Origin of the sequence: Micromonospora sicca (assembly GCF_003172935.1) — a bacterium.
GTDB lineage: Bacteria > Actinomycetota > Actinomycetes > Mycobacteriales > Micromonosporaceae > Micromonospora > Micromonospora sicca.
In genome coordinates this window covers 14071-36696 of sequence record NZ_QGKS01000272.1, presented here as the reverse complement: position 1 = coordinate 36696, position 22626 = coordinate 14071, and the positions used below count along the sequence as shown (strand labels likewise).

The following is a 22626-nucleotide window of genomic DNA, read 5'->3' as shown; positions in this document are numbered from 1 at the left end:
GGCCTGCGTGTATGGGCGGTGGCGCCGATCACCCCGGCGCTGCGGGCGATCTCGCGGGCCAGCATCCGCGTCCCGGCCTCGTCCCCGGTGTCGCGGGCCAGCACGGCGAGCAGCAACTGCTGGGTGACCAAGCCCGGGACCAGGCTGGCGCGGCTGCTCAGCTCGGTCGCGCGGGCCCACCGGGCGTACGCCGCGTCCCGGTCCCCGTTGTCCCGGTCGTGATCGCCGAGGTGCCGCAGCGCCTCCCGCTCCAGCCGCGGATCGGTGCCCTCATCGGCCCGCAGCGCCGCCTCGTAGCGGGGCGGGGCGAGGTCCCGCCGGCCGGGCAGGTTGTCCGCGATCAGCCCCTGATGCATCGTCGCCCACCCGCGGCGCACCGCGTCGGGCGCCCGCGTGTTCAACTGCGCGGCCCGGTCCCGCAGCCGCGAGCCGTTCGGTGCACGCACATCGGCAGATGAGGACACCTCCGCTGCGAAGGACACCCACGAACCGTGACGCCTTGGGGTCCGCCGAAGAGGTGTGTCACCACGCAGGAAGCGCTGGTCATGACGTTGCGGACGGGATCCGAGTCGCAGATGGCGGGATCAGCAAACGGCTTCGGCGGAGCCGCCAATACCGCGCCCAGACCTGCCACTACCAGCGAAGACACCAGCTCCCTCAACTGCAACTGGAGTACTAACCCGCGTTGGCGCGGCGGGCCGTGCTGAACCGGCGTTGGTAGGCGGCGGGGCTGATCGACAGCTTCCTGGCGAAAACCCGTCGCATGCTTTCGTAGCTGGGGAACCCGGCAAGGGTCGCGGCCTGCGTCGCGGTGTGTCCTTGGTCGAGCAGTGCCCTGGCCATGTCGAATCGGATGTTTTCCACGTAGCGGGCCGGTGTCGTGGACAGCTCGTCGTGGAAAAGCCGGGTGAGGTGCCGGGTGCTCACGTTGAGGTGTTTCGCGAGTTCACCGAGCGAGTGGTCCCCGCGGGGGTTCGCCGTCACCAAGTCGGTGATTTTGCGGAGAGCCGGCGACCGGGGCGGCGGTCCTTGCAGCGGTGCCGAGAACTGGGACTGGCCGCCCGCACGCTGCATGTACACCACCAAGGCGCGTGCGACGTCGCGCGCCAGGTCGGGCCCGTGGTCCTCTTCGACGAGAGCGAGCGCCAGATCGATACCGGCCGTCACCCCTGCCGACGTGTACGTGGTGCCATCGCGAACGTAGATCGCGTCGGGCTCGACGCGGCACGTCGGATACCGGGCGGCAAGCTCGTGCGCGACCTGCCAGTGCGTGGTCGCGCGCTTGCCGTCGAGGACGCCGGCAGCGGCGAGGACGAACGCTCCGGTGCAGATCGACGCGACCCGGCCGGCCACAGCCGCCGGTATCCGTGCGGCGTCCGCCAGGTCGGCGGGGACACGGGCGCGCGGATAGCGGTCGGACCCGGCCACCAGTAACGTGTCGAAAGCAGGCTCCGAGGAGACGGCGCCGTCTACCGCGATCCGAACCCCGAGGTTCGACGTAACGTCCGCACCGGTCGGCGACAGCAGCACGATCCGGTAGTCGGCACCGAACCGGTTCGCCTCCTTGAACACCTCCGCGGGACCGGCGACGTCCAGCAACGTCACTCCGTCGTAGACGAAGATCGCGACGCGATGGGGGCCAGCGTTCACCACTCCGGTCCCTTCAGAGCCGGATCCCCGCGGTGAGCGGCCGGACTCCGGCGGCACTGACCGCCGTTGGGTCGGCGAAACAGGAGGCATGGACACCGTTTATTGGTAGCACGCCATTACCGGAGATGACGGGGATCCTCGTGGGCGGGGTTGCTCACGTTACGACTATTGCATGTAAACGAACTCTCCGTGATCTTCGGCTGATTACGTGCACAGCGGGTTTGTTCAAGAAACGCCGGAGCCGTTGCTAAGGCTGGTCTACGAAATCCTCGTGCCGCAACCGATGCCCGGTTGACTCACGCGATGAACCCGACACCAGGCGTCGCGTGGAACGGGCCGTGACCGACGACGCGAAGTCGCAGGCCAGGCGCTGGACCCGGCTGCGGGACGTGGTGCCGCGCGTGGTGGAGCACACGACTGCGATTTCGCCCTGTCCGGATATAAGTGATTCCTGGCCGGACGAAGGCGGCGCCGTAGGACGATCGGTGGGCAGCATGGAGGTCGGAAACACGGTCCGCGCACATTTCCCGGAAGGTCAGAGATCATGCGAGAGGTCATCGCGGGGCTGGAGATTCCTGAGACAGCGGCGGTCGCCGAAGCGACCAGGCGCATCCAGGAGACGACCAGCCCCCTCATCTACCACCACTCCCGACGGGTCTTCTTCTTCAGCCTGATTCACGCTCACAAGCTTGGCGTGAAACCGGACCCGGAGCTGCTCTATCTGGCGGCCATGTTCCACGACACCGGCCTCCTGACTCCGTTTTCCGACGTCGAGCAGCGCTTCGAAGTCGATGGCGCCGACCACGCGCGCAAGTTCCTCCTGGACCGGGGTTTCTCGACGGCCGCCGCCGAGACCGTTTGGACGGCGGTCGCGCTGCACACCACGCCGGGCATCCCCGACCGGATGGCCCCGGAAATCGCGACCACGTACCTCGGTGTCTTGACCGACGTGCTCGGCTTCGGCCTGGACGGACTGGAACACGATCAGCTGGGCGAAATCCTCGCCGTCCATCCACGAGGGGACTTTAAGAACGAGTTTCTGCGAGCCTACGTCGACGGGCTGAAGAACCGCCCCGAAACCACGAACGGCACCGTGAACTCCGACGTGCTCGAACACTTCATCCCCGGCTTCCAGCGCGTGACGACGGTCGAGCGCATCGTCGGTTCGCCCTGGCCGAGCTGATTGGACATTTCACGAGGCCACGCGATGAACGGTGTGGGCCACTTCGACAACCGGCGTCGTCTCGGACGTCGTGCTTCGTTCGTCCTGCTCGTCTGCGCCAACGTGCTGATGATGGCGACCGCGAGCGCGCCGTCCCCGATCTACCCGCTGTACCGGGAGCGCTGGGGCTTCTCGGTGACGATGCTGACGGTGATCTTCGCCGTGTACATCGCCGGTCTGCTCGGCGCCTTGCTGACGGTCGGGTCGCTCAGCGATCACCTGGGTCGCCGTCCGGTGCTGGTCGCCGCCCTCGTCGTGACGGCGGCGAGCACGGCGATCCGCGGCTGTGCTGTCCGTGATCGCCGCGGTTCACGCCGGACGCGCCCAGGCTCACCAGCGCACCGACGACGGGCGATCCGCGACCTCCGCGGCCGGGGCCGGCACTACCCGCGCCACGAGCGGACCCCGTGCTGAGCCCCCACAACCACCCCATACCGACGAACTTTCTTGGAAAGGATTCGAGCATGCGAGCGATCACCGTGCGAGACCGTGACGCGGGTGTCAGCGGGCTCACCCTGACCGACATGCCTTACCCCCACGCTGCGGAAAACGACGTCATCGTGCGCGTGCACGCCGCAGGCTTCACCCCCGGAGAGCTCGACTGGCCGGGAACGTGGTCCGATCGCGCCGGTCGCGACCGGACACCCAGCATCCCCGGGCACGAGCTGTCCGGAGTTGTGGTCGAGCTCGGCTACGGAACCACCGGCCTCACCGTGGGCCAGCGGGTGTTCGGACTGACCGACTGGACCCGCAACGGATCCCTGGCCGAATACACCGCGGTGGAGGCTCGCAACCTCGCCCCCCTCGCGGCCGACATCGACCACACCGTGGCCGCCGCGCTGCCCATTTCCGGACTGACCGCGTGGCAGGGACTGTTCGACCACGCCCACCTCACGACCGGCCAGACCGTCCTCATTCACGGCGCCGCGGGCGGCGTCGGCTCGATCGCCGTTCAACTCGCGCGGGAGGTGGGCGCCCGCGTGATCGGCACCGGCCGAGCCGACGACCGTGATGTCGCGCTCGGCCTCGGCGCGCAGACCTTCCTCGACCTGGACGCCGACGATTTGCAGCACGTCGGCGAGGTGGACGTGGTGTTCGACGTCATCGGCGGCGACATCCTCGAGCGATCGACCGAACTGGTACGCCCGGGCGGCACCCTCGTCACCATCGCCATGCCACCTACCGTGCAGCCCAAGGACGGGCGAGCCGTCTTCTTCGTCGTCGAACCTGATCGCGCCCGGCTGACCGACCTCGCCCAGCGCCTCCGGACCGGACGGCTCAACCTCATCGTCGGCGCCGTGCGACCGCTTTCCGAAACGGCCTCCGCGTTCGCCCGCCACCGCCGCACGCCCGGCAAGACGATCATTCAGGTCGCGGACGAACAAGGAACGCAGCACTCGTGATCAGTGTGCAAATGCCAGCGGCGTGCTGATCGCCGGCACGGCTGCCGCGGTCGTCGGATGCGCCCCTGCGACCGAGCGTCCGACCACCTGGCCACCGCGGGCAGGGTTTCGAGCATGGCCAGGTGGCTCACGAAGGTGCCGGCGCGCTGGGCTGTGGTCGTGGGTCAAGACGGTCCTACCGCCGCGCTGGAACGGGCACAGCGCGACGCGCGGGTGACACGCCATTGGCGTACGGCGGAACACTTGAACGGTCGCGTCAGTCACCGGTCAGCGTCCGCACCACTTCTTCGTCGACCGTTATGCCGAGGCCTGCTCCGCGCGGCACCTCGCAGCGCCCGCGCAGCGGCGCGACCGCGTCCGGCGCGACGGCGGTGAGCGGGTTGGTGCCGATCCAGTGTTCGAGCACCGCGAAGTTGGGCATCGCCGTGGCGCACTGCACGCTGGCGTACCAGTGCACGGCCGAGCCGATGCTCACGTGCGGGGTGGCCTGCGCGCCGAACGCGTCGGCGAGCGCCGCGATACGCATGGTCTCGGTGATGCCACCGGCCCGGCACACGTCGGGCTGAAGCACCCGTAGTGCGCCGGCGCGGAGAAACTCCAGCGCCCGGTGCCGGGTGGCCAGCGAGTCGAGCGCGAGCGGGATGTCCAACCGCGCGGCGAGGGTGGCGTACCCGTCGAGGTCCTCGGGAGGCAGCGGCATCTCGAAGAACCCGATGCCGGCCTCCTGGAGGGCCCGGCCGACCCGCAGTGCCTGTGGCACCTCGTACTGGCCGGCGGCGTCGGCGTAGACGGACGCCTGGTCGCCGAAGACCTCGCGGACGGTCTGCACGGAGGCGATGTCGTCCTCGGGGCGAGCACCGATGGCCACCTTGACCGCGTCGTAGCCGAGGTCACGCAGCCGTTCGGCCTCCCGGCGCACCGCCCGCTGGCCCTCGGCACCGGAGCCGGCGGGCGCGGCGGGCACGCCGGAGGCGTAGAGCCGCAGGGTGTCCCGGTACCGGCCGCCGAGCAGGGCGTGCAGCGGTTGGTCGAGGGTGCGGGCCCAGGCGTCCCAGAGGGCGATGTCGAGACCGGCGAGGGCCTCCAGCCAGAAGCCGCTGTCGTGGCCGCGGACCCGCATGCCGGTGTAGACGCGGTCCCAGGTGCGGGCGATCTCGTCGAGCCGGGAGCCGACCGCGAGCGGCGCGATCAGGTCGTCGAGAATGGCGGCGGTGGCGCGGGCGCCGACCGGGGCCTTCGCCTCGCCCCAGCCGACGACGCCGTCGGCGGTCTCGACGCGGACCAGCACGGCGTCGATGGTGTCGCTGTAGACGTAGCGGCGGCGTTCCATCGGCGGGTAGTCCACCAGCGCGCTGCCGTGGTCGGCGCTCCACGCCCGGGCACCCCAGTAGGTCTCCGCGGGCTTGGCGCGCACCGCGTAGCTGCGGACGTCGACGACCTTCATCTGCTCTCCTCCTCGTCGGGTCCGTCGCCGGTGGGCGCCGCCGGGGCGATGCGGTCCAGTGCCGCGTGCAGCACCGGGGCCTGCCCCCAGGGAAAGGCGCCAAGGGCGCGGTCGTGGTAGTCGGGGGCGGCGCCGACCGGGGTCGCCTCGGACACGGCGAGGGTGCCGCCGGGGGTGAGCCGGCGCAGCGTCGCGGTCCAGGCCCGGTCGGCCATCGCGCGGTGGGCGGGATCAACCAGGCCCGCGTCGATCGCGTGGGGCACCGTCCAGGCGAGGTACGCGGCGACGCTCGCCTCGACCGGCGCGTCCAGGTCGTCGACCACGGTCGACCACTGTCCGTCGCGTTCGTGGGCAGCGAGGGCGTCGACCAGCCGGGTCAGCCGCTCGGCGAGCCCGCCGTCGTACGCCCGGGTGAGGGTGTCGGTGAGGCCGAGCAGCGCCCACGCCTGCCCGCGGCCCCAGGCGACGCCATTGCCCTGCCGCGCCGCGGTGTCGTAGCCGTGCTGGAACAGCCCGTTCGGCAGTTGCAGCGCGGCGGCGTACGCGGTGGCGTACGCGACGGCCTCGTCGGGGTGGCCCAGCGCGGCAAGGCCGGGCCCGTCGGTGTGCATGCAATCGACCCAGATCGTCGACTGCCACGGCGGCAGGTCCGGCCGGTGCAGCCGCGGTCCGCCCGGGTGCCGGGGCCGGGCGTGCCGGACCGCCGCCAACCACCGCCGGCAGACGTCGGCGACGTCGATCCCGGGTCGGCGGGCGGCGAGGGCGAGCATCGCCTCCACGGCGATGAGGTGGTCGGTGGGATCCGGCGGGGCGGTCAGCGACGGGGTCACCAGGTCGACGACCCGCTGGGTCAGGTCCGGCCGATGCAGCGCGTCGCCGGCCCGGAGGAGGGCAGTGAGGGTGCCGTCGACGCCGAAGCCCCAGATCCGCGGCGTGGTGGCGGCGGTCGCTTCGGCGATCGCCGCCACCAGCCCGGTGTCGCGCGCGGTGTCGGTCACTTGATGAGGGCCTGCACCGCCCGGCCGGCTTCGCGCATGGCGTCGGCGGGCTTGGTCTTGCCCACCAGCACGGCCTGGACCTGCTCGGAGATCGCCGTCTCCATCTGCGCATACTGGGGATACTTCCAGAACGGGTTCGGGGTGGCGGTGGCGGTGATGCGCTCGCTGAACTGCGAGGTGAACTGGTCGGTCTTCACCTGCTCGGAGGCGAGCGCGGCGGTGGTGGTGGGTGGCAGCGAGAGGTCCTTGAAGTAGCCGAGGACGGTCTGCTCGTCGGAGGTCAGCCACTTGGCGAAGTCGGTGGCGGTGTTGGCGCCCTCCCCCTCGACGACCACGACGGCGTGGCCCCACTGCACGGCCCGGGGCTTGTCGCCGGCGTTCTTCACCGGACGGGCGATCGGGTCCAGCTTGTCGGCGATGGACTTGTCAGGGGAGCCCTTGACGACGAAGTCCCGGCCGACGATGGCGTCGTCGTACATCGCGGTCTTGCCCTGGGCGAACAGGGTGCGGGCGTCGACGCGCTCCACGTCCGGGGCGATCAGCTTCTCGTCGTAGAGCTTCTTGTACCAGGTGACCGCCTCGACGCTGGGGTCGTCGCCGACAGTGACCTTGTCGCCGTCGAGCAGCGGGCTGCCGAAGGTCTGCATCCAGATGAGGATGTCTTTGAGCTGCGCGACCTTGGTGGAGGCGGCGTACGGGATTGCCCCGGTGCCCTTCAGGGCCCGCAGCGCGGCCTCGAAGTCGGCGATGGTGGCGGGCGCGGTGGTGATGCCGGCCTTCTGCATCAGGTCGCGGTTGGCGATCAACCCGATCGCGGCGGTCGTCCAGGGCAGGCCGACCTGCTTACCGTCGACCTGGCCGGAGGTGAGGGCGGCCTCGGTGTAGCCGGCATCCTTGGCGACGTCGCCGAGGTCGCGTAGCTTGCCGAGGGCGGCGAGGCCGGCGAGCCAGGCAATGTCCATCTGCGCGGCCCCGCTGAACTGTCCGCCGCGCACCTGGAGGGTGAGCTGGTTGAGGTAGTTGTTGTAGGCCAGCGGCACGCCGTTGACGGTGATGCCCGCCTTGCTGCCGTACCCGCTCATCAGCTCTTCGATCTTGGCTTTCGAGGCGTTGTCGGCCAGGCTCCAGGACGCGAACGAGAAGTTGGTGGCGGATTTGGCGGTGTCCTTGTCGGGGCCGTCGGCGCTCGGCGCGCAGGCGGCCAGGCCGCCGAAGCCGACGGCGCCGGCACCGAGTCCGACGAGGCGGAACATGTCCCTGCGGGAAAGGTTGCTACTCATTGGTGGACCTCCGGGACGGGTTGGGTTATCCCTTGATGGCGCCGGCGGTGATCCCGCCGACAAGGAATCGTTGGAGTGCGATGAACGCGACGACGACGGGCAGGGACGCGATCAGGGACGCGGCCATGAGTTCGGCCCACTGCGCGGTCGCCTCGCCGAGGAAGGCGTTGACCAGTCCGGGCGGCAGCGTCGTCTTCTCGCGGCCGGCGAGGGTGAGGGCGAAGACGAAGTCGTTCCAGCCGCGGACGAAGGCGAAGAGTCCGGCGGCGATGAGGCCGGGCGCCGACAGCGGCAGGATGACCGAGTGGATGGTGCGCAGCCGGGACGCGCCGTCGACGCGGGCGGCCTCGACGAGGGTGTCGGGGATGGTGTCGAAGAAGCCTTTGAGCATCCAGACGCATAGCGGCAGCGTGAAGGTGGTGAACGACAGCACCAGCGCGGTGTAGGTGTCGAGCAGGTGATAGGCGCTGAACAGGGCGTAGAGGGTGACGAGCAGCAGAGCTTGGGGGAACATCTGCGAGGAGAGCACGAAGTACATCAGGCTGCGCCGGCCACGGAAGCGGAACTTGGAGAAGGCGTAGCCCATGTATGCGGACACGGTGACGCTCAGCACGGCGGTGATGACCGAGACCACCAGGCTGTTGAGCAGGTACCGGGCCAGCGCGGGCTCGTCGGCGAGCCGGGCGAAGTTGTCCAGGGTCAGCTCGGTGGGGAAGAACGACGGCGGGTAGCGGAACGTCTGCTGCGCGGGGGTGAACGCGGTGGCGAGCATCCAGTAGACGGGCAGCAACCCGAACCCGCCGAGGACGACGACGGCGATCCAGGCCGCGGCGCGGGAGCCGCAGGTGTCCCGTGCGGAGCGCTTGCTCATAGCTGTCCCTCCCGCTCGGACCGGCGGACGTAGATCGCGACCATGCCGAGCAGCAGCACCATCCACAGCAGGCCGAGTGCGCCGGCGCGGCCGAGGTCGAAGCCCTGGAAGGCGGTCTCGTAGACGGCGGTGGCAAAGGTCTCGGTGGCGCCGGCCGGGCCGCCGCCGGTCATCACGTAGATCAGGTCGAAGTGCTGGAAGTTCCAGATCAGTTCCAGCAGTAGGACGATGCCGATGATGCCGCGCAGGTGCGGCAGGGTGACGGCGAAGAACCGCTGCACCGCGCCGGCGCCGTCGGTCTCCGCCGCCTCGTGCAGTTCGAGCGGCACGGTCTGCAGACCGGCGAGGAGCATCACCATGATCCACGGGAAGCTGGCCCAGGTCTTGGCGACGATGACGGCGGTCATCGCGGTGCCCGGCCCGGCGAGCCAGGCCTGCGGGGCGTCGATCAGCCCGAGCGCCTCCAGCGCGCCGTTGGCCAGCCCGTAGTTGGCGTTGAAGATCCACATCCAGAGGAACGACACGACGACGCTGGGCACCAGCCAGGGGATGAGCAGCAGCCCGCGCAGGGTGGCTCGGCCCCGGATGCGGGTGTTCAGGGCTAGCGCCAGCGCGAGCCCGACGAGGAACGGGGCGATCGTGGCGCCGACGGTGAAGACCAGGGTCTGGCGCAGCAGCCGCCAGAAGTCGCCGCCGAGCAGGTCGGTGATGTTATGCAGCCCGACGAAGGTGCGGCCGGGTTCGACGAGGCTCTGCTCGAAGAACGCGGTGACCAGGGAGGCGACCAGTGGGTAGACGACGATCGCGGCGAGCATCGCCAGGGCGGGCAGCATGAGCAGCGCGGCGAAGGCGCCGTCGCCGAGCGACCGGGGCGGGCGGTTGCCGGCCGGCGGGGACGCCGGCGTGCGGCCGGTGGTGTCCGGGTGGGCGGTGTCGGTGCTCATCGGACGGCCTGCACCCGGCTGGGGATGCGGTCGGCGGGGCCGAGGTAGCCCAGCCCGGTGCTGATCGCGTCGGCGGCTTCGATGACCATGCGGGACAACTCGGCCTCCCTTGTGTCGAGGTCAATCGCGGAAAGCGGTCCGGAGACCGACAGCGCGGCGCAGACCGTGCCGGTGTGGTCGAGGATCGGGGAGGCGATGCAGGCCCGCCCGAGGGCGAGTTCCTCGACCTCGGTGGCGTAACGCCGCTGCGCGGCCCGCTCGACGGCCGCGTCGAGGGCAGTGTGGTCGGTGATGGTGGACGTGGTGTAGGGCGGCAGGTCGGGCAGGAGCGCGCGGCGCTGCTGGGCGTCGGTGCCGATCAGCAAGCACTTGCCCAGCCCGGTGGCGTGCAGCGGGTTGTGCTGGCCGATCAGCACGAACGACCGCGGGGCGAGGGTGCCCTCGAAGTTGCACAGGTAGAACAGCGTGGCACCGCTGCGGATCGCGACGTTGGCGCCGAGGCCGAGTTCCGCGGCAAGGTTCTGCGCGCGTTGGCGGGCCTCGCGGTGCACGGGGTGACTGTTGAGGGCGACGCCGGCCATCGTGATCAGTGCCGGGCCGAGCTGGTAGAGGCCGCTGAGCTGGTCGCGTTGCACGAGGTCGCAGGATTCGAGGGTGGCCAGCAGGCGGGACGCGGTCGACTGGCCGAGTACGGCGTGGCGGGCGACGTCGGACACCCGCAGCGCGGGCTGGCCGGCGAGGAAGGCGTTCAGCACGGCGGCCGCCTTCTCCACGCTCTGGTTGGTGCCCTGGTCACTCGCCACCGGCTCTCCCTCTGGACGTGCCATCCATCGTCGTGTCAGAGTGGCGCTCATGTTGCATCGTGTCAATCGCGGATTGCATACGAGTTGCAGAATCGCGACGTCGGAGCGCCTCCGTGACATCTGACCGTGCGTTTTCGTCTTTCGATCGCCCCATAGAGGTCGACGGCCACGGCCACCCCGACGGGCGGCACCTGCTCGGCGCGGCGCTGCCAGCGATGACGGGCAACTTCGCGATCCGCACCGCCGTGCGGGTGCCCGAGCCGCGGCACGGCGCCGACGTCAGCAGCGCCGAACTACGGGTCAACGCCGACGCCGAACGCTGGTACGCGATCCGGCTGCGGGTCCGCACCGGCGTGCGGTACCTGTCGGTGCTCCGGCACGCCGACGGGCACGCCGAACTGCTCGCCGACAACATCCTCGCCTTCGACTTCGGCCGGTGGCTGCCCGTCGAGGTGACCGTCGCCGACGGCCGGATCACGGTCGCGGTCGACGGGCGCACGGCGGCCACCGTCACCGACCGCGACCCACTCGACGGCGGTGGGGTCGGCGTCGGTGCCACCGCCATGGCCGCCGCCTTCGCCCCGGTGGAGGTCGTCCACCTCGGCCCGCGCACGGTGCGCGCGGCCGGCCGCGCCGATGCCGCCGGCCCGGACTTGACCACCGCCGCCGCCGTAGCCGTCGAGCCGTACGCCGCGGTCGAGAGGGCCGCGCACCGCCTGGAGGTCGCCGCCCTGCGGTGGGACGGCGGAGCGGGCTACGCCACCGACCTGCTCGTACGGGGCGACGGCGGCTGGGAACGGGTCGGCGACGACCGGTTCGGCGAGCGGTGGCTGGTACTGCACGGAGACGGCGGCAGCCGCCGGAACCCGCAGGGGACCCTCGACCGGCACCCGGTGACGTTCGACCAGGTCGAACGGCTCGGCCCGAACGCGGTGCGGCTGCGCGGCGGCGACCGGCAACTGTTCTCCCTCGCCGTCACCTGGCGGCTGGACGGCCGTCACCCCATGGTGGACGTCAAGCTGACCCCGCGGGTCGACGGCCGGTTCGTGGTCGCCTACCGGGCGTTCGCGGCGTCACCGGTCGACGAGGTCGACGAGGTGCTGTGCGGGCCACTGCGGCACGCCCGGATGGTCGGCGGGCCGGCGTCCGTCGGGCGCGACGAGCTGTTCGCGCCGCTGTGCCTGGTGCGGCGCGGCCCGATCACCACCGGCCTCTTCGCGCCGGCCGCCGAGCTGCCGTTCGAGTACGAGTCGGCTCGCGGCGACGACGACCAGCCGTTCGGCATGAGCCTCGGCACCCCCGAGGGCACGGTGCAGCCCACCCTATACGCCCCACAGTACGGCCGGCGGGCCGACCTGCGCGCCGGCGAGCCGTACCGGTTCACCGTCGGGGTGTACGCCGGCCGCACCGAGCTGTACGACGCCTACCGCGACCTGCTGCGCGGCGAGTACGGCTACACCGCGTACCGGCGCAACGTATTCGGCTGCTCGCTGACCGACACCGTGCACAACCTGATCGACCTGATGAAGGCCGGCCCGACCGCCGACGACCGGGTCGACTACCAGGGCTCGCCGAGCGGCTGGTGGAGCCGGGCCAAGGGCTACATCGACATCGAGAACGACCAGGCTGTCCGCGCGACCACCACCTCGGTGCTGCTCGGGGCCTACCAGCTGACCGGCGACGACGAGCTGTACGAGACCCGGGCGCTGCCGACGGTCGAGTTCCACCTGTCCCGCAACGCCTACGGCTGGACGCCGCGCGAGGACGCCACCGTCTACGGCGACCCGACGAAGAACCAGCTCTGCGGCACGCCGTTCGGCGCGCCCGCGCTCGCGCCGCTGTACGCGCTGTCCCGGGGCGGGCTCACCGCCGCCCGGGAGCTGGCGCTCTCCTCCCTCGACACGCAGGACTACTGGCTGAAGCGCACGCCGATGAGCGCGCCACTGGCCGCGTACCGGATGACCCGAGAGGAGAAGCTGCGGCAACAGGCCGAGGAGGCCGCCGACCGTTACATCGCCGAGGAAATCGACCAGCCGTACGGCGGCGAGGCCGACCCGCACGACTTCGCCGTCTACTACTGCCGCGCCTGGGTCGAGCTGCTGGAGATGTACGAGGAGACCGGCCGGCGCCGCTACCTCGACGCCGCGCACATGGAGGCGAAAAGGTTCACCACCATGGTGTTCGCCCGCCCGGTGCCCGACGGCACGGTCACCGTCCCGCAGCGGCCGCTCTTCGTCGACAGGCAGATCGAGCTAACCGGCTGGTGGGACCCCGCCGACCTGTACGACTACCCGGCTACCGACGTGCCCGACGAGCAGGTGCCGGCCTGGCAGGTGTCCCCGACGGGGCTGAGCATCGAGGCGGTGAACACCTACCGGTTCAACGGGTTCACCCTCAACCCGGCGTGGGCGCCATTCCTGCTGCGGCTCGCCGCGCACACCGGCGACGACCTGCTGCGCGACGTAGCGCACAACGCGCTGGTCGGCCGGTTCACCAGCTACCCCGGCTACTACTACCGGCAGCTGACGGTCCACCACATGCGCCCGGACTTCCCCTGGACCGGGCCCTTCGGCAACACCACCATCTACTACCACCACGCGCCCGCCCAGCTCGGCATGGCCATCGACTACCTGATCGCCGAGCACGAGACCCGCTCCGGCGGCGCGATCGCCTTCCCGGCCGAATTCGAGCAGAACTACGTCTGGTTCGCCTACCGCGTCTACGGCCACCGGCCGGGTCGCTTCCACGGCGAGGACGGGGTCTGGCTGTGGCTGCCGAAGGGCCTGGTGCGGCTGGACACCGACCAGGTCAACTGGATCGCCGCCGAGGGTGGGGACCGGCTCTGCGTCAGCCTCACCAACGCCGCCGCGACCCCGGGCACGGCGACGGTGACGCTGGACCCGGCGCGGGTGCCGATGACCCCCGGCACTCCGTACCGGGCGACGGTGATCCGCGACCGCGGCGTACCGGAGCAGGCCACCGTCGTCGACCATCGGCTCACCGTCGAGGTCTCCGGGCACGGCATCACCGCGATCGTGGTGCACGGCGTCGGCCCGCTGGACGTACCGCTGCACCGCGCCCAGGCCGCGCCGGTCGGCGCGCACCGCTTCGACGACGGCCCGGTGGGCCCGGTGCGCGGCATCCTGATCCCCAAGCCGGACGGCAGCCGCTATCACGCCTACGTGCAGGCCGCCACCCGCGAACCGGCGACCCTGCACTGGTCGCTCGACGACGGCGCCACCTGGCACCAGCTCGACCGCACCGTCTACCCGAACGAATGGACCGTGCCGGTGGACGACCTGTCCGCCGCGTTCATCTATGCCGTGCAGGTCGGCGACCAGCGGTCCCGGCCGGTACGGCTGGCCTGCGGAGCGGAGGCATGATGCGGGTCCGCGAGGTCCACACCCACGTGCTGAAGCTGCGCACCGACCAGGCCTACCTGGGACCGAAACGCGACGGCGGCACCATCGGCGACGGCTACGAGGTCCGCGAGCCGTGGCGCAGCCTCTACTCGTCCCGCTACGAGACGCTGCTGGTCGAGGTGATCGCCGACGACGGCACCACCGGATGGGGCGAGGCCCTGGCGCCGGTGGCGCCCGAGGTACCGGCCGCCATCGTCAACCTGCTCCTCGCGCCGGTGCTCGTCGGCATGGACGCCACCGCCCCCCGTCCTGCCTGGCACCGGCTGCGCGACCTGATGCGCGAACGCGGGCACATGGTCGGCCACCAGGCCGACGCGCTCGCTGCCGTCGACATCGCGCTTTGGGACCTCGTCGGCCGGCTGACCGGGCTCAGAGTCGCGCAGCTGCTCGGCGGTGCGTTCCGCACCCGCCTACCCACGTACGTCTCCGGGCTGCCCCGGTCCACCGACGCGGAACGGGCGGCGCTGGCCCGCGACTGGGTCGACCGGGGGGCCACGGGGGTCAAGCTGCACCTCGGGCACGGCGTCGCCGCCGACCTGGCCACCGTCGACGCCGTCCGGGACGCCGCGCCCGGCCTGCGGATCGCCGTGGACGGGCACTGGGCGTACGGGGTCGACGACGCGGTCGCGCTGGCCCACGGGCTCGCCGAACGGGACGCCTGGTTCCTGGAGGCGCCCCTCGCGCCGGAGGACGTCGCCGGGCACGCCGAACTCGCCGCCCGCTCGGCCGTGCCGATCGCGGTCGGAGAGGCGCTGCGCAACCGCTACGAGTTCGCGCAGTGGCTCGACGCCCGGGCGCTGCGGATTGCCCAACCCGACGTGGCGCGCACCGGCATCACCGAGGCGATGGCGATCGCCGACCTGTGCGCCGCGCGGCACGTACCCGTCGCTCCGCACCACTCCGTCGGCATGGGGGTCTCCCTGGCCGCCGGCCTGCACGTCGCCGCGGCCGTCGCCGACCTCGCCGCCTTCGAATACCAGCCCACCTCCACCGAGGTTGGCGCCCGCATCCTCACCGACCCGGTGCCCCTGCACCCGGCCGCGTTCGACCTGCCCGCGGGACCGGGACTCGGCGTCAACGTCGACGCTGACACGGTTCGCGCCCTGGCCAAGGAGTCCTGAGTGCCCCACACCGTCCACGGCCTCGTGCCGATCCTCGCGACCCCGTTCGGGCCCGACGGCGCCCTGGACCTGCCCAGCCTGCGCCGGCTCACCGAGTTCCAACTCTCCAGCGGCGTGACCGGCGTCGCGGTCTTCGGCATGGCCAGCGAGGGCTTCGCGCTCACCACCGACGAGCGGACCCGGATCCTCGCCACGGTCACCGACGTGGTCGCCGGGGCCGTACCGATCGTCGCGGGGGTGAACGGCACCTCGACGGTGACCGCGATCGAACAGGCCGACGCCGCGATGGCCGGCGGCGCGAACGCACTGATGGTGCTGCCGCCGTTCATGGTCAAGCCCACCCCCGACCAGCTGCTCGCCTTCTACGGCGAGGTGGCCTCGGCCGCCAGTGTCGAGGTCATGGTCCAGGACGCGCCCGGCGCCACCGGCGTCACGATGGCACCCTCGCTCATCGCCGAGCTCGGCAAGCTCGACGGCGTCACCTCGGTGAAGGTGGAGTCGCCCCCGACCGCGCCGAAGGTGGCGGCCGTGGTCGCCGCCCGCGCCGACGAGGGCTTCGCGGTGCTCGGCGGCCAGAACGCCCAGTTCTGCCTGGAGGAGTACGCCCGCGGCGCGATCGGCACCATGCCGGCCTGTGAGTTCCCCGACCTGCTCGCACCCGTCCTCGCCGACTGGGAAGCCGGCCGGCACGCCGAGGCGCGCGCCGCGTTCACCCGGCTGCTGCCGCTGATCCTGTTCGGACTCCAGCAGGGCATCGCCTGGGCGGTGCACAAGGAGGTGCTGGTGCGCCGCGGCCTCATCGCCGACGCCACCGTACGCTCGCCGGCCCGCCCGCTCGACGCGGCTGGCCGGGAGTCGCTCAGCGCCATCCTCGCCGACCTGGAGCTGGCCGGATGAGCGGCCGCGGGGTCCTCGTGGTCGGCGCCTCCTCACCGATCGGCACCGCGATCGGCCGGGCATTCAGCGACGCCGGTGACCGGGTCGTCGGCGTCTCGCTCGACGAGCACACCGACCCCGCGTTCACCGCCGAGCTGGTGGCCGACTGCGCCGACCCGGACGCCGCGGCCGCCGCCGTCGCCGAGGCGCACCGCATCCTCGGCCGGCTGGACGTGGTGGTGCCCGCCGCCGCGGTGATGCCGGTCGCCCCGGCGACGCAGACCACCGACGCGCAGTGGCGGATCGCCCTCGACGCCACCCTCGGTTCGATGTTCTACGTCGTCCGGGCGGCGCTGCCGCTGCTGCCCCGCGGCGGGGCGATCGTCGCGGTCAGCTCGGTCAACGCCACCCTCGCCGCGCCCGGCCTGCCTGGCTACGCGGCGGCGAAGGCCGGCGTGGAGGGGCTGGTCCGCCAGCTCGCCCTGGAGTACGGGCCTGCCGGCATCCGGGTCAACGCGGTCGCACCAGGCATGATCGGCCAGGCGGACGTGCCCCGAGTCACCGAGGGCTACCCGCTGCGGCGGGTCGGCCGCCCCGAGGACGTGGCCACCGCAGTGGCGTTCCTCGCCTCCCCGATCGCGGACTTCATCACCGGCACGGTGCTGCCGGTGGACGGCGGCCTTTCCATCGCCTCGCCCGCCGCGTGGCTGCGGCCCGACCTGCGCGCCCGATGGCTGTGACCGGACCCGTACCCTCCCACGCGGCGACCGGTGCCGAGGTCCGATGGCCATGATCTCCCAGGACGTTGACTGGGCGCTCCTGGGTGAGCTGCGCTGCGCGCTGGGCGAGAGCCCGATCTGGGACGACACCACCGGACGCCTGCACCTGGTCGACGTCGCCGGCCGCACCCTCTGGGTCGTCGACCCGACCACCGGCGCCGCCCACGGCGCCACCTGCGGTCGGCCGGTCACCGCCCTGGTGCCGCGCGCCGGGAGCGGCTGGCTCGGCGTCGCCGGCCGCGACCTCGGTGCCCTCGACCCGCAGGACGGGACGTTCCGTCCCCTCGTCACCGTGCCCGGGCCGGCCGACCTGTCGCTGAACGACGCGGTGTGCGGACGCGATGGCCAGCTCTACGTCGGGTCGGTCGACCGTACCCGCGCCAACCGCGGTGCCCTCTACTCAATCGGGGCGCACCTGCGTCACCGCATCCTCGCCGATCGGATCGGCGCGTCGAACGGCGTCGACACCAGCCCGGACGGGCGGACCCTCTACCACGCCGACACCTTCGCCGACACCGTCACCGCGTATGAGTCGGACGGCCGTGCGGTGGCGTCGGTACGGGTCGACCACCCCGACGGGATCACGGTCGACGCCGACGGCGGCGTGTGGGTGGCACTCTGGGGATCCGGCCTCGTGGTCCGGCACACCGCCGGACTCGTGCCCGACCGTGCGCTGCGCGTACCGGCGCCGCTGGTCACGAACCTGGCGTTCGGGGGCCCTGACCTGCGACGCCTGTTCGTCACCACCGCCCGGTCCGACGGCGCCGAGTTCTCGGGGGCAGTGTTCACGGCGGAGATCGGAGTGTGCGGTCTGCCGCCAGCCCGGTTCGCCGCCGGACCATCGAAGAAAGGGGACTCCCCCGGTTCCTCTCGTTAGTTCTGCTGCCGAGTCCCTGGTGCCCACCGGATGTGGTTGAGCAGCTTCTACTGTTGGTCTGGCGGGTAGGCCGCGTAGACCCTCTCGCGCTCCCGGCGAGCAGCCCTTTTCGGGTCGGATTGATCGTCTTCGGGCCGGTAGGTCGTCAATGACTCGTAAAAGCCGGAGCTGGGGAGTCCATTGCGACCCGCCTTTACGGCCAGTACCGGCAGGAGCACATGCTTCTCCACGAGCGCTCAGCGACTGCGATCAGCGTCGCGACCATCGAAGGGCCTCGACGGGAGAGCCCAGGGACCTCGTCGCTCAAGGCGGAGTACGACATCGTGCGGCGTTCCTGGGCGACGCGCTTGAGGACCGAATACGCGGCAGCGACGACGGTGGGTTTCACCGGCTCCCCCTCTCGCTAATCAGGTGCAGTGACAGATCGTTGCGCCAGGAGGGGGCGGCGGGTGCCGTTGACTGCTGTTCGGTGCCGTTGGGCGGAGTTGACTGCCGTTGAGTGCACCCGTCTGCTCCCATCCAGCTCCCCCGATCCTGGTCCCATGGGCAGGCGGCCCGGTCATCCACCAGGGTTGTTCCGGCAGGTTGTGCGGGCCGCTCCGATCATGGGCGGGGCCATAGTTCCGGCCTCGCCTACAGCCGAGTCCTCGATTGGTCCTGTGCGGCCTACAGCAGCCCCGGCGTGACCCGTCACAGCTGTTCGACGACCTGCCGCAGTTCCGGATTGAGTGTCCAGCCGTGCGCGCCGAGCAGGCCGCGCAGCTCGGCCAGCGCGGAGCGGGCCGGTATGCCGGTGGTCAAGGTCGTGTAGCGGGCGGCGACCGCCGGTGTGCGACTCTGACCGGCGGCGCAGTGCAGCAGCACGACATGGCCCTCCTTGCGCAACTCGAGGACCATCCGGGCGGCCTGATCGACCACGAAGTGCGGCTGCGCATTGGCGTCGGGCTGGTCGACCAGCCACGCCGACACCCGGTTGACGACGGCCACGTCGTCGAAGTCGTCGCAGCCAACCCGGCACAGGGAGACCACCGCGCCGGCGCCCACTGGGGCCGCGTCGGTGTAGAGGTTGCCGAGGATCACCCCCGGGTCGTGCGGATGCGCCACCATCAACGGTGCAACGGCAGGTCGTGGCGCGCGGGCGCAGCCCGGCCAACCGCCCTGGCCGGCCTGGCCGCCTTGGGCCGTCAACATGGCCAGGCGGATTAGGTCCGCCGCGCGCCGGTTCGGCCAGCCGTGAACGATGCGCGGCCAGGCCAGGGGCACCGCGGAGGAGCCCCACCGGGCGCCGAGCAGGGCCCCGGCGATCGCCGCGACAGTGTCGGTGTCGTCGCCGACGCGCACCGCCACGGTCAGAGCGCGTTCGAGATGCTGGCAGGGGAAACTGCCGCGACCCGGGTCGTGCTCCGGAACGTCGGTGTGTTTGATCGCCGACCAGGCGGCCTGCAACGCGGCGACCACGAACCCGTTGGGACGGAACTGCTCCGGCGGCTTGGACTCCGCCTCGGCCAACCAGCTCGACCACCGGTCGCGCCGCCCCGCGGGCAGCAGGTCCAAACCCTCGCGTACCCCGTCGAACGTCCCGTCGAGAACCGCCCGGCGGATCCCCGCGCACCACAGCACACACGCGTCCGCGGCCAGGGGGTCGTGATGGGTGAGCGCACTGACTACGCGGGCGGCCTCCGCGAGCGCCTCCGGATCGCCGAGATAGGCCAGCGCCACCGGCGCAGTGCGCATCAGCGACCCGTTACCCGCACTGCGGCCGGTTCTGCGGTGCAGGTCCGCGGCTGTGTCTCTCATCGCCGGGGCGACGCCCGCTCCCCTCACCTGTGAGACCGCGTCGAGGACCTGCCGGGTCTGCGCCCCGATATCGCTGGCGCCCTCCCGTTTCCATCGGAGGAAATTTGCCGGCGATGCGGTCGAGGGAGTCGCTGCTGCGCAGATCCGCCCCGGTGGCGGACACCTCCGCGATGCACATCGCCATCTGGGTGTCGTCGCTGTACTCACCGGGCGCGTACGGGCCGAGCCCACCGCCGCGCATCTCGGGCTGTTCGCCGGCCGCAAGCTGCGGTTGAAACTCGTACGGCACGCCCAACGCGTCACCGCACGCCGCAGCGAGGAGCACACCGGCAACCCGGTCGCTCTGGATCGCGTTCAGCGGCACAGTCGCTGTCGTCAACTCCCCCACCGTCGCAACTCCCCCATCTTCATCGGCCTGCGCCAGCCCGACGACCCTACTGCGACCGCGCGACTGCGGCGTCCTTACCCGGCCGGGTTGCCGCCCGCCGGATCGGCACCGCGCGGCCGTCACGCTCATGCCGCCGCTCGTTCGCGCGAAGCGCCGAGGCCCGGCAACGACCATCGGAGTGTCACAGCGCGGTGATTCACTACCGTCCGCCAGGCAAGCCCTGCTTCCGTACCTGCCGTGCCGCTGAAGGAGACAAATGCACATCTCCGCACATCTGGATGTCGACGTGCTGGCACTCGAGACCGACGACCAACTATCCGTGCTCGTCGAACTGACGGCACCCGCGGCGTCGACCCGCGACGTCGACCGCCCGGCATCCACACTGCAGGTGGTGCTCGATCGCAGCGGCTCGATGGCCGGTGGCCGCCTCGACGGCGCGAAGACCGCACTCATCGGCCTGATCGACAGACTCGATCCCGGCGACAACTTCGGGCTGGTCGCATTCGACGACCGAGTCGAGGTAGCGGTCGCAGCCGGGCCGCTCGCCGACAAACAGGCGGTCAAACGCGCAATCTCCAAGCTCGACGCGCGTGGCAGCACCGACTTGTCCGCCGGTTACCTGCGCGGGCTGCAGGAAGCCAGCCGCATCGCCGGGCCGGCCGGAGCCAACGTGCTGCTCATCTCCGATGGGCACGCCAACGCCGGCGTCACCGACCCCGACACGTTGGGCGCCATCGCCGCCAAGGCCAACGCCGACAACATCACGACCTCAACGCTGGGCTACGGACTCGGCTACGACGAACGGCTCATGTCGGCGATCGCCCGCGGTGGGGCCGGCAACGAACACTTCGCCGAAGAAGCCGACACCGCGGGCGCGCTCATCGCCGGCGAGGTCGACGGCCTGCTGTCCCAGACCGTCCAAGCAGCGTCGCTGCTGATCCAGCCCTCACCGCACGTACGCGCGGTCCAGATCGTCAACGACATGCCCGCGACCACCACCGGTGACGGGCTACTCGCCGAGCTCGGCAACTTCTACGCCGACGAAACCCGCAAACTGCTGCTGACCTTCGACATCCCCGCTATCGCCACCCTCGGACTGGCCCAGGTCGCCACGTGCCAGTTCACCTGGGTCGAGCTGCCTACGCTGGCCCAGCACACGCTCACCCTGCCGCTGCACGTCAACGTCGTCCCCGGTGACCAGGCCGCAGGACGGGTACCTGACCCGACCGTACGCACCGAGCTGGTCTACCTGCGGGTACAGAACGCCAAGCGTCGCGCCTCCGGCCACCTCAGCGCCAGTGCCCCTGACGCAGCGCACGCCGAGATCCGTCACGCGCAGGACGCCCTCTCCGACGCCCTACCAGTAGCGCCGGCCCACCTGCACGACGACCTGACCGAAGAGGCCACCGCCCTGGCCTACCTCGCCGACCAGACCGAGCACGGAATGATCGCCCGAGCGGCGAAATACTCGTCCATGGATGCCACGTACAAGTCAAGCAAGCGCGGCAGGACCCGCCCACCATCCACCGAGCCGAACTGACCGCGCCACGGGCAAGGGCCTGAGGGGACCGCCACAGCAATGCGGCGGTCCTACCCGACCGGGTGCAGAGGAGCACCTGGCCAAGCGGGGGCATCAAAGTAACAATCCCGATCAAGGTCGACCGGGCACCGCCAACTGACGAAAGAAGGGATCCAAGGGCGGCCGGCCACCGATCTTCGACGCACCATGTACCAGCAGCGCCACGTCGTGGGGAGCGGCAGGGGCGACGGCACGACCGCGCGGACAGCGGCAGTTGCGGACGTGGTCCAGCTGTGGAGCCACCCCAGACGTATCTGCGATGGGTCAGAGGCATCGGTGGTCCATTATCCGGAAGATGCCGCTTGCCCCGAGGAATCGGAACTCGGCAGGATGCCGGGATGGGCTCTGACTGGACGTGGGAGCTGCGGGTGCCCGTGCTGCGTCCGGTCAACAAGGTCATCTACGAGGTACTCGCGCTGGCGGCCGGCTTCGGTCTGAAGTTTCGACGCCCGGACGGATGCATCAACCTCTTCGACAACGACGGCGAACTGCGGATCGTTGAGGACCAGGACGAGGCGGCGCCGCGATGGCGACTGGGAAGGCCTCCAGCCAACTCTGGACACCCGACGGGGTCGATCTCCATCTCAGCTGTCGGCCCGATCAATCCAGTACGGCGATCAACCTGAGCTGGTCCCTTGACGCGGCGTGGACCTTTCGTCGCCCAAACTCCGACGCGGATGGCTACCGTCAGCTGCACGCGCGCTTGACCGCCTTGTGGCTACAAGCCGCCGATGCATTAGCTGCCGGCATCGGTCGGGTCATGGACGAGTGGTCGCTGGATCAGATCTGGCATCTGACGCGAATTCACGAAGAAGATCATCCGGTCGACGGGTGGCCCGCGCTGCTGGGATGGTGGACCTACCTGGGGGCTGAGGTGAGCAGGATGCTGCCAGCTCCGCCGCTGCCGGAGATCTCCGCTCACAGCAGGCTACTGCCGAGTGGAACCCGTGTCGTCGCGCTGCTGGACGACCCGGCCGCCGTTGACGCGGCGCGCTATGAGGCCCTACACACGCGATGGCTGAAGCATCTACCGAGCTGAGTGCGGCAGATCCGCACGTTCGATCTTGGCCCCGGGGAAGCTGACAGGCGTCGACGAAGCCAGACAACTCCGAGCAGGCTCCCCCTGCCGCATCCACGCCTGTCGACACGCTGCACCAAGTCCACAGCCAGCC

20 protein-coding genes and 1 pseudogene are annotated in these 22626 nt (G+C 71.0%); 12 read left to right on the top strand and 9 right to left on the bottom strand.

Annotation, left to right across the window (positions count from 1 at the left end):
- Positions 1 to 18 precede the first annotated feature (18 nt).
- Positions 19 to 222, top strand: a complete 204-nt coding sequence (locus tag DKT69_RS21960; RefSeq protein ID WP_109803403.1) for a hypothetical protein — start codon at positions 19 to 21, stop codon at positions 220 to 222.
- Between the two features lie 453 nt (positions 223 to 675).
- Here DKT69_RS21960 and DKT69_RS21955 read toward each other — a convergent pair whose 3' ends face one another.
- Entirely contained in the window at positions 676 to 1650 is a 975-nt protein-coding gene (locus DKT69_RS21955; protein ID WP_109803420.1) for a GlxA family transcriptional regulator, read from the bottom strand.
- Between the two features lie 544 nt (positions 1651 to 2194).
- Here DKT69_RS21955 and DKT69_RS21950 point away from each other — a divergent pair.
- From DKT69_RS21950 to DKT69_RS21940, 3 genes are read left to right on the top strand one after another with little or no spacing between them, the layout of a single operon-like run.
- Positions 2195 to 2833, top strand: coding sequence for an HD domain-containing protein (locus DKT69_RS21950; RefSeq protein WP_109803402.1), 639 nt, complete (start codon positions 2195 to 2197; stop codon positions 2831 to 2833).
- Positions 2834 to 2857: 24 nt separating this feature from the next.
- The gene (locus tag DKT69_RS21945) at positions 2858 to 3286 is read left to right on the top strand and encodes an MFS transporter (RefSeq protein WP_109803401.1); all 429 of its coding nucleotides are present in this window, start codon (positions 2858 to 2860) and stop codon (positions 3284 to 3286) included.
- 50 nt (positions 3287 to 3336) lie between these two features.
- A complete protein-coding gene (locus DKT69_RS21940) occupies positions 3337 to 4275 on the top strand; it encodes an NADP-dependent oxidoreductase (RefSeq protein ID WP_109803400.1) in 939 nt (312 codons plus the stop codon).
- A 256-nt stretch (positions 4276 to 4531) separates the two neighbouring features.
- Here DKT69_RS21940 and DKT69_RS21935 read toward each other — a convergent pair whose 3' ends face one another.
- The 6 genes from DKT69_RS21935 to DKT69_RS21910 are packed head-to-tail and all read right to left on the bottom strand — an operon-like array spanning position 4532 to position 10615.
- Positions 4532 to 5719, bottom strand: coding sequence for a mandelate racemase/muconate lactonizing enzyme family protein (locus DKT69_RS21935; protein ID WP_109803399.1), 1188 nt, complete (start codon positions 5717 to 5719; stop codon positions 4532 to 4534).
- The gene (locus tag DKT69_RS21930; RefSeq protein ID WP_109803398.1) at positions 5716 to 6717 is read right to left on the bottom strand and encodes a glycoside hydrolase family 88 protein; all 1002 of its coding nucleotides are present in this window, start codon (positions 6715 to 6717) and stop codon (positions 5716 to 5718) included. The genes DKT69_RS21935 and DKT69_RS21930 overlap by 4 nt, the downstream gene beginning before the upstream one ends.
- On the bottom strand, positions 6714 to 7997 hold the full coding sequence (locus tag DKT69_RS21925; protein WP_109803397.1) for an ABC transporter substrate-binding protein: 1284 nt from the start codon (positions 7995 to 7997) through the stop codon (positions 6714 to 6716). The genes DKT69_RS21930 and DKT69_RS21925 overlap by 4 nt, the downstream gene beginning before the upstream one ends.
- 25 nt (positions 7998 to 8022) lie before the next feature.
- Positions 8023 to 8868, bottom strand: coding sequence for a carbohydrate ABC transporter permease (locus tag DKT69_RS21920; RefSeq protein ID WP_109803396.1), 846 nt, complete (start codon positions 8866 to 8868; stop codon positions 8023 to 8025).
- Complete coding sequence (locus tag DKT69_RS21915) at positions 8865 to 9812, bottom strand: carbohydrate ABC transporter permease (RefSeq protein ID WP_109803395.1); 948 nt, start codon at positions 9810 to 9812, stop codon at positions 8865 to 8867. The genes DKT69_RS21920 and DKT69_RS21915 overlap by 4 nt, the downstream gene beginning before the upstream one ends.
- Positions 9809 to 10615 (bottom strand): IclR family transcriptional regulator, encoded by an 807-nt coding sequence (locus DKT69_RS21910; protein ID WP_109803394.1) that lies wholly within the window; start codon positions 10613 to 10615, stop codon positions 9809 to 9811. Before DKT69_RS21910 ends, DKT69_RS21915 begins: the two co-directional genes overlap by 4 nt.
- Positions 10616 to 10728: 113 nt before the next feature.
- Between DKT69_RS21910 and DKT69_RS21905 the strand changes: the two genes are divergently transcribed.
- Genes DKT69_RS21905 through DKT69_RS21885 form a run of 5 tightly spaced genes read left to right on the top strand, consistent with a single transcriptional unit; the run spans position 10729 to position 17690 of the window.
- Positions 10729 to 13998 carry a YyaL domain-containing protein gene (locus tag DKT69_RS21905; RefSeq protein ID WP_146231172.1) on the top strand — a complete coding sequence of 1090 codons (3270 nt, stop codon included), beginning with the start codon at positions 10729 to 10731 and terminating at the stop codon, positions 13996 to 13998.
- Complete coding sequence (locus DKT69_RS21900) at positions 13995 to 15158, top strand: mandelate racemase/muconate lactonizing enzyme family protein (protein WP_109803392.1); 1164 nt, start codon at positions 13995 to 13997, stop codon at positions 15156 to 15158. Before DKT69_RS21905 ends, DKT69_RS21900 begins: the two co-directional genes overlap by 4 nt.
- Positions 15159 to 16055: a dihydrodipicolinate synthase family protein gene (locus DKT69_RS21895; protein ID WP_109803391.1), complete on the top strand. Its 897-nt coding sequence runs from the start codon at positions 15159 to 15161 to the stop codon at positions 16053 to 16055.
- A complete protein-coding gene (locus DKT69_RS21890; RefSeq protein WP_109803390.1) occupies positions 16052 to 16774 on the top strand; it encodes an SDR family NAD(P)-dependent oxidoreductase in 723 nt (240 codons plus the stop codon). The genes DKT69_RS21895 and DKT69_RS21890 overlap by 4 nt, the downstream gene beginning before the upstream one ends.
- A 49-nt stretch (positions 16775 to 16823) precedes the next feature.
- A complete protein-coding gene (locus DKT69_RS21885) occupies positions 16824 to 17690 on the top strand; it encodes an SMP-30/gluconolactonase/LRE family protein (RefSeq protein ID WP_161557922.1) in 867 nt (288 codons plus the stop codon).
- 690 nt (positions 17691 to 18380) lie between these two features.
- Here DKT69_RS21885 and DKT69_RS21875 read toward each other — a convergent pair.
- Together DKT69_RS21875 and DKT69_RS41175 are read right to left on the bottom strand one after the other, a co-directional pair.
- Positions 18381 to 19694 (bottom strand): ADP-ribosylglycohydrolase family protein, encoded by a 1314-nt coding sequence (locus tag DKT69_RS21875; RefSeq protein ID WP_255420220.1) that lies wholly within the window; start codon positions 19692 to 19694, stop codon positions 18381 to 18383.
- A pseudogene (locus DKT69_RS41175) lies at positions 19618 to 20004 on the bottom strand (ADP-ribosylglycohydrolase family protein); the annotation flags it as partial. The pseudogene DKT69_RS41175 and the gene DKT69_RS21875, both read right to left, overlap by 77 nt.
- A gap of 127 nt (positions 20005 to 20131) precedes the next feature.
- Between DKT69_RS41175 and DKT69_RS21870 the strand changes: the two are divergent.
- The 3 genes from DKT69_RS21870 (at position 20132) to DKT69_RS21860 (ending at position 22493) form a co-directional block, all read left to right on the top strand.
- Positions 20132 to 21415 (top strand): vWA domain-containing protein, encoded by a 1284-nt coding sequence (locus tag DKT69_RS21870; protein WP_109803387.1) that lies wholly within the window; start codon positions 20132 to 20134, stop codon positions 21413 to 21415.
- Between the two features lie 377 nt (positions 21416 to 21792).
- Entirely contained in the window at positions 21793 to 22080 is a 288-nt protein-coding gene (locus tag DKT69_RS21865) for a hypothetical protein (RefSeq protein ID WP_109803386.1), read from the top strand.
- 134 nt (positions 22081 to 22214) lie between these two features.
- Complete coding sequence (locus DKT69_RS21860) at positions 22215 to 22493, top strand: hypothetical protein (protein ID WP_109803385.1); 279 nt, start codon at positions 22215 to 22217, stop codon at positions 22491 to 22493.
- Positions 22494 to 22626: the final 133 nt, after the last annotated feature.